The organism is Xenorhabdus griffiniae (assembly GCF_015163655.1).
In the GTDB taxonomy this organism is placed as follows: Bacteria; Pseudomonadota; Gammaproteobacteria; order Enterobacterales; family Enterobacteriaceae; genus Xenorhabdus; species Xenorhabdus griffiniae.
In genome coordinates, this window is the sequence record NZ_JADEUF010000160.1 from 1 (window position 1) to 5,910 (window position 5,910).

Annotated in this window: 10 protein-coding genes; 5 read left to right on the forward strand and 5 right to left on the reverse strand. The window is 41.2% G+C overall.

The annotated features are described in order from the left end of the window. Positions 1 to 210: 210 nt before the first annotated feature. The gene (gene dinQ, locus IQ211_RS20240) at positions 211 to 291 is read right to left on the reverse strand and encodes a damage-inducible type I toxin DinQ (RefSeq protein WP_370588394.1); all 81 of its coding nucleotides are present in this window, start codon (positions 289 to 291) and stop codon (positions 211 to 213) included. A 197-nt stretch (positions 292 to 488) separates the two neighbouring features. Between dinQ and IQ211_RS17540 the strand changes: the two genes are divergently transcribed. Next, on the forward strand, positions 489 to 665 hold the full coding sequence (locus tag IQ211_RS17540; RefSeq protein ID WP_099143265.1) for a type II toxin-antitoxin system HicA family toxin: 177 nt from the start codon (positions 489 to 491) through the stop codon (positions 663 to 665). Positions 666 to 713: 48 nt separating this feature from the next. Next, positions 714 to 1,133, forward strand: coding sequence for a type II toxin-antitoxin system HicB family antitoxin (locus IQ211_RS17545; RefSeq protein WP_311062342.1), 420 nt, complete (start codon positions 714 to 716; stop codon positions 1,131 to 1,133). A gap of 527 nt (positions 1,134 to 1,660) precedes the next feature. Here IQ211_RS17545 and IQ211_RS17550 read toward each other — a convergent pair. The 3 genes from IQ211_RS17550 to IQ211_RS17560 form a co-directional block, all read right to left on the reverse strand. Further along, positions 1,661 to 1,819, reverse strand: coding sequence for a hypothetical protein (locus IQ211_RS17550; protein WP_189761191.1), 159 nt, complete (start codon positions 1,817 to 1,819; stop codon positions 1,661 to 1,663). A 344-nt stretch (positions 1,820 to 2,163) separates the two neighbouring features. Then, positions 2,164 to 3,189 (reverse strand): site-specific integrase, encoded by a 1,026-nt coding sequence (locus IQ211_RS17555; protein ID WP_189761192.1) that lies wholly within the window; start codon positions 3,187 to 3,189, stop codon positions 2,164 to 2,166. Next, on the reverse strand, positions 3,189 to 3,770 hold the full coding sequence (locus IQ211_RS17560) for a phage repressor protein CI (RefSeq protein WP_189761193.1): 582 nt from the start codon (positions 3,768 to 3,770) through the stop codon (positions 3,189 to 3,191). Before IQ211_RS17560 ends, IQ211_RS17555 begins: the two co-directional genes overlap by 1 nt. Positions 3,771 to 3,930: 160 nt before the next feature. Between IQ211_RS17560 and IQ211_RS17565 the strand changes: the two genes are divergently transcribed. Next, positions 3,931 to 4,116, forward strand: a complete 186-nt coding sequence (locus tag IQ211_RS17565) for a hypothetical protein (protein ID WP_189761194.1) — start codon at positions 3,931 to 3,933, stop codon at positions 4,114 to 4,116. A gap of 66 nt (positions 4,117 to 4,182) precedes the next feature. Continuing rightward, positions 4,183 to 4,692, forward strand: coding sequence for a phage regulatory CII family protein (locus IQ211_RS17570; protein ID WP_189761197.1), 510 nt, complete (start codon positions 4,183 to 4,185; stop codon positions 4,690 to 4,692). 13 nt (positions 4,693 to 4,705) lie between these two features. Here the strand turns inward: IQ211_RS17570 and IQ211_RS17575 are convergent, their stop codons facing one another. Beyond that, positions 4,706 to 5,179: a hypothetical protein gene (locus IQ211_RS17575; RefSeq protein WP_189761195.1), complete on the reverse strand. Its 474-nt coding sequence runs from the start codon at positions 5,177 to 5,179 to the stop codon at positions 4,706 to 4,708. A 277-nt stretch (positions 5,180 to 5,456) separates the two neighbouring features. Between IQ211_RS17575 and IQ211_RS17580 the strand changes: the two genes are divergently transcribed. Beyond that, positions 5,457 to 5,810, forward strand: a complete 354-nt coding sequence (locus IQ211_RS17580) for a DUF5347 family protein (RefSeq protein WP_193836428.1) — start codon at positions 5,457 to 5,459, stop codon at positions 5,808 to 5,810. Positions 5,811 to 5,910 lie beyond the last annotated feature (100 nt).

A 5,910-nucleotide genomic window follows, 5' to 3' on the forward strand; every position in this document is an offset into this window, starting at 1 on the left:
ACTGGATGTGGTGACGGAGTTGGCCGAACTGACCGCCGCCCATACCCATCACAATACCGGCACCCCGGAGAACGCCAGCGCGATAAGAAATACGGCCTATAAATCGGACGGACTGAAACAGAAGTATTCGCCTGTGATTGGGTGAGTGTCGTTTATCTTACAAATGTGTGGAGTTGCTATTTGAAGTGGTAAGAAGTAGAGTAATGAAGTCTACGTTAGAAATACACGAATCAATTCTAAAAGCGCTATTAACGCTTTGAACACGATGATTGTGGTGTCAAACTTTTTCATCCGTTTACTCCTAAACACCCTCTCATCAAAATAAAAACAGAGTAACCAACCTCACCACTTGATTGCCTGTTGATCAAATTAACCCTGCTTCGGCGGGTTTTTTGTTTTTCTGGGGTAATAAAAAAATATTACAAACACATTGACAGGGTAATAAAAAAATATTACTATTTTACCATGTTAAGCAGAATGGAGGATGAGTGAAGCAGAGTGAGTTCAGGCGGTGGCTTGAGTCTCAAGGAGTCATAATCAAGAATGGAAAGAATCACTTGATACTCTTCAATGGAGACGCAAGAAGTGCAATGCCAAGACATCCGAGTAAAGAGATTAACGAAAAATTAAGGCTATCAATCCTTAAGCAGTTAAAACTTAAATAACTAACCAGCCCTTCGGGGCTGGTTCTTGGGCTAACTCGACTCACTACTATGATTATGCGATATCCAGTAAATATTGAAGAAGACGGAACGAACCTGTTTGTCTCGTTCCCTGATATACCAGAGGCGTTGACCTGTGGTGATGACCTGGCCGATGCAAAAGCCATGGGCTATGATGCGCTACTCACTGCCTTTTCTATGTATTTTGACGATGAGAGTAAGGAAATACCGTTACCGGGCGATACGGTAACGGAGCACTATATTGATATTCCGGCGAGTGTTGCGGCTAAAATTTTGTTGCTTAATGCTATGGTAAGGTCAGGTGTTAGCCGTTCGGAACTGGGGCGCCGTGTTGGCATTCAAAAGCAGAACGTCAAGCAACTGCTGGATGTGTATCACGCGACAAAAATTGACACGGTAGAAAAGGCCTTATCAAGTTTAGGCTATGAATTAATACTCACCGCGGCTTAACTTAGCTTCGGTGATAGATTGCATTTTTGAACTCAACACCTCCAACCAAAGGCCACTCTTCGCGGAGTGGTCTTTTTTAGGTGCTTATAAAACGTAACCAAACGCCCGCTAGGGCATTCATTCACTGACATAGTCCAACCGTGGCTAATTTGGATCAACGTCTCTGCGTCGTGCCCACGCTGCACAATCCCCACGAAATAAACTAAAACCCCACGTAAAACGGACTACACCGCACCCGCCTGCACGTTTTGGATCAAAAAGTTTTTTCAGTTTTAAAATCCGACAAACGGTATCGCCATACCGCGCCAGCACGAGCGGCGTGGGAAAAATCCCAAACTGAAAGGAATGAAAAGATTTTCAGTAAATTTCAGTTTTTGGATCGCGGGCTGGATCGCGAGGAAAAATCAACGTAATGATATTAAAGGGGAAATTCTATTTTACGTGGGGTTTTGGATCACAAAGCAAAGCCGTAGCGGGTTAGAGAATTCAGGATTGATGCGGCCTTGTGAGAGAAGAGGGACTGAAATTTATTGCTTCGGTGAATTATCTTCTTCTGCGTGTACAACTCTGATGGCCTGAGCTGTTTCGATAACTTTGATGGCTTCTTCTGCCGACAATCCTTTTAAATCGATTAGGGTACTGTCTTTAGAAACTTCGATTTTGATATTCCGTTCTGTCGTAAACATTTTCATTATCCTTAATGGTTGAAGTACGGTTTGACTAAACCGTGATGAATTATGTTAGAGGTAAAAACAGAAGGCAAGCCAAGAATAATTTTAGGGTTAGTAAGACTTTAGCTAGAAATGGCTGTCGCCATTTTGCCGCCATCATCAAACAAAAAGGGCTACGTTTTCACGTAACCCCTTGTTTTATTTGGTGGAGCTGGCGGGAGTTGAACCCGCGTCCGAAATTCCTACATTTTCCTAGTGGTATATATAAAACATATGATTATGTAATTTTTCAATTAGTTACCGTGCAATAAGGAACAATGACGCGCAATGGTTTACAGTCTGTGTGGACAAAATGTGGATCATTTATTTTCTAAATTTAGCAACGTAAGAGGGTTCTTAGTTATTGCATCTTCTAAGTGATCCGGAGCGAAATGTGCATACACCATAGTCATTTTAATATCAGCATGACCCAGTATGCGCTGTAATACCAAAATGTTTCCTCCGTTCATCATAAAATGACTGGCAAATGTATGTCGTAGAACGTGGGTGCATTGTCCTTCAGGTAATTCTATTTTTGCTCGTTTTATTGCTCGTTCAAAGGATTTACGGCAAGGAGTAAACAACCTGCCTCGTTTTTTAGGAATCAGATTATAAAGTGATTCGGAGATAGGAACGGTTCTATTGCGTTTACCTTTGGTTTTGGTAAACGTAATTCGATTTGGTGTAATTTGATGACCTTCTAATTCTTCGGCTTCTCCCCAGCGTGCTCCAGTAGCTAGACATATTTTAGTAATTAACAGTAGATCTTTACTTTGGGAGTCTTTACAGGCTTCTAGTAATTGAGTGATCTCATTAGGGTATAAAAAAGCTAACTCACTTTCTTGGGTTTTAAATGTAGGTAAACCTGATAAGGGATTAGGATAATTGACATGACCTAATTTTTTGAGTGTTCCAAAAACTGAGGATAGATTACGTTGCTCATGGTTTACTGTAATCGGTTTTACTGCCATGATTCGACCTCTAGCATCTGGCAATAAACCCGCTAGTCGTTGCTCTCTGTATTTACTAAAATCAGCAGTAGTAAGCTGATTTGCTATCGGATCACCTAATCCGTTACAGATAGCAGTCAATTTTGATAGCATTCTAGCGGAGTCTGCTAGTGTTCGACCATAGAGTGAGTGCCAGAGCGAAATTAACTCAGATAATTTTCTATTATCTTCTTTTTCACCAATCCACGGTTTATCTTCCATTTCACCCAATATATAGCGTTCGTAAGCAAGGGCTTCCCCCTTAGTTACAAACCTTTTACGAATGCGCTTGCCTTTAACTCCATTAGGGCGTAAGTCACATAGCCATTCACCTGAATCAATTTTTCTTATGGTCATTATAGAGTCGTATAAATAGAAATAACTTTACCTATTACCGTAATATCGTCTATATCGCAGTCGATAGGGTACTTACCGCCATCCATACGGATTTTGTTTCCGGGTATCAATTCCAATTCTTTAAATTGGTATTTTCCTGAAAACTCGATTAACCAATTTCCATCATTGACTTTGTTCTGTTTCCTATCGATGAAATAGATATCGCTGCCATATCTGATTGCCTCGATATCTCCATAGTCTTTTGGCAGCATAACCTTATCGAAAATAAGGGCGCTAGATTGCAGAAGTTTTGCATCAGCCAGTTTATATGTAGCTAACTTTATTGTTTCAGCATCAGCTTCAATTTTGGTTTGAATACTGCTGCTCATACTGCCTGTGCCGTAAGATAACCACTCTATCGATGCCCCTGTTTCTAATGCACAACGTAATACAAGATCATAGGGAAAATTGTTTCTTGTCATTCTGTTTCCAAGCGATCCACTACTAGTCGATAAATAAGTTGCTAATTGATTAAATGAAGTAAATTCATATGCTTGGCATATTCTTTCTATCGCTTCTCTTGCGTTTGTAAATGGTTTCATCTTCTTAACCAAAGTGAATAATCTAGTTGACTCGCTACATTGTAGTGAGTAATATTGCCGCCAATTCACTACTATGTAGTGCATTAACGAACAGTTACGGGCAATGTAGAACAAAGCCGTGCAATATAGAGCACAAAACACGAAAGGGGAATTTAGCACTATGCAAACAACTAATGCAATAAACGCTAAGCATCGGTGGGTTACTTATCCGCAATTTTGCGAAAGAGCAGAAGTTAGCTTAAGAACTGCTAAGTATTATGTTGCTTCTGGTAAAGTAAAAATCAAACCAAAAAAGAAGCCGGGTGAGAAGGTTTACATTGATTGGTTGGATTGGAATAACGGTTAGGGTTTTCATTATTTGTTCTCATTTGGATTTGGTATTCACTTTATGTGAATGGAAAGGTAAATGGCAATGTTTGACTATCAAGTATCCAAACAATCCCACTTTGATAATGCGTGTCGTGCGTTCTCCAACGCACATAAAGGGAGCTTAGTACAAATTGCCGAAAGCATCGGCATGACACCGCAAATGCTGCGTAACAAGTTGAACCCTGAGCAGCCCCACATGCTGACTTGTGTTGACTTAATGAAGTTAACCGATGTAACCGAAGATGCCTCCATTCTGGATGGCCTACTGGAGCAATTACAGTGTCAGCCCTCTGTGCCGGTGAATGAAGTTTGTGATGCCAATATGCCAAGCTACCTGTTAGGAGCGACAGCAGAAGTGGGCAAGCTGGCAAGTGAGGCTGTTTCGGGTGAGCATTTCAACCAGACGCGTGTTGCAGAGTTTAAGAAGACAGTCAATAACGCAGTGCGGTTATTAACGTTGGCGGGTGTGACCATTTCATCACGATTGCACTCAAACCCTGCTTATACAACAGCATTAGATGCCTTTACGGGTTTAAGTGCGTCAATTGTTTGAGGGGAATGCGATGTTATCTAGGGATGCCGCCACCAATAATAGCGCTGATTTTTTCGCGTCCTGTCAGTGGCATTGCAGATTCAAGATCGTAGCCGTGCAGTGCGATACTGGTTCTTTTACGGGCTGGGTTGCAAAGCGAGGACACTACTTGGCTATCGCTTTTCTCGATGGCTTGCAATTGCTTGATAATGTCATCCTCAGACAAGTTGGGCATGTCATCAAGCAAGAGACGATATCGGCTGGCCTGAACTTTCGCGTTACCGGCTTTTTCGTTAAATCCGGCGCTGAATTGCAGGGAAGCAATGAGGACAATCATCAGGCCAAGCAGCCAGTGCAGGTTGCCAGCAAAGATAAAAGCACCAAGAAACCACTGGAAAAGCGTACAAATTTGATTGCAGTGAAGATGAAACAAGCTCGTCATTTCTTCGAGATGGAAGGAATAGCTGATATCAAAAGGAAGGTTTCTTTGGGTTGGTTGAGTGGTCATTATTTAAAATCCTTGTTTTTAGTTTGTCATAAGTTTCTGTTTCCTTGTGGTGCGTTTGTTTTGGGGAATTCAATCTTACCACACCATGAGCCGGGCATGGAAAAACCCGGCAACTATTTATTGTCTGAGGTGAGCATGAACGCATTAAAGCAACAGCAGCACCAGTACAGGTTAAGTAGTAAGTCATTCCATACAAAGTCAGGTGACGGATTTATTTTCCCGATTGTCTTATGCTCCGTTGCTTATTTTTTTCTGTTTCTTATTCGGTGAGGTTTAAATGAACACAGAATACCAATTTGAGTCAACAGAACAACGCGCCAGCAAAATAGCGTTTGATGTGCGCGTGAATGGTTTAAATCAACTGGCAAAAATCAGACAGCAACATCTTAAGGCGGGTAACGAGCAATTAAAGAGTTTTATTGATGAGATGCGGAATAAACGCAATCCGAGTTATGTCGATAATATTCGCGTACTGGCAGCCATTTTCTTTCTTGCCAATATTAAAAAAGAACGCCATGGGCTGGAATTAGATCAGTTCAGCATCGAAGAGCGAAGCGAGTTAATTAAAGCCATCAATAAAATTAAGTCAGCCGTTCCATTATTACCCACGGGTTTATCGCTGCCTAATTAAATAGCAATCATTACCGAATTAATTTTAATGGCGTCAACACGTCAGGGATTCTTTTTATCTTAAAACAGGAAATAACGAATGGAAAATAAAGATATTGAGC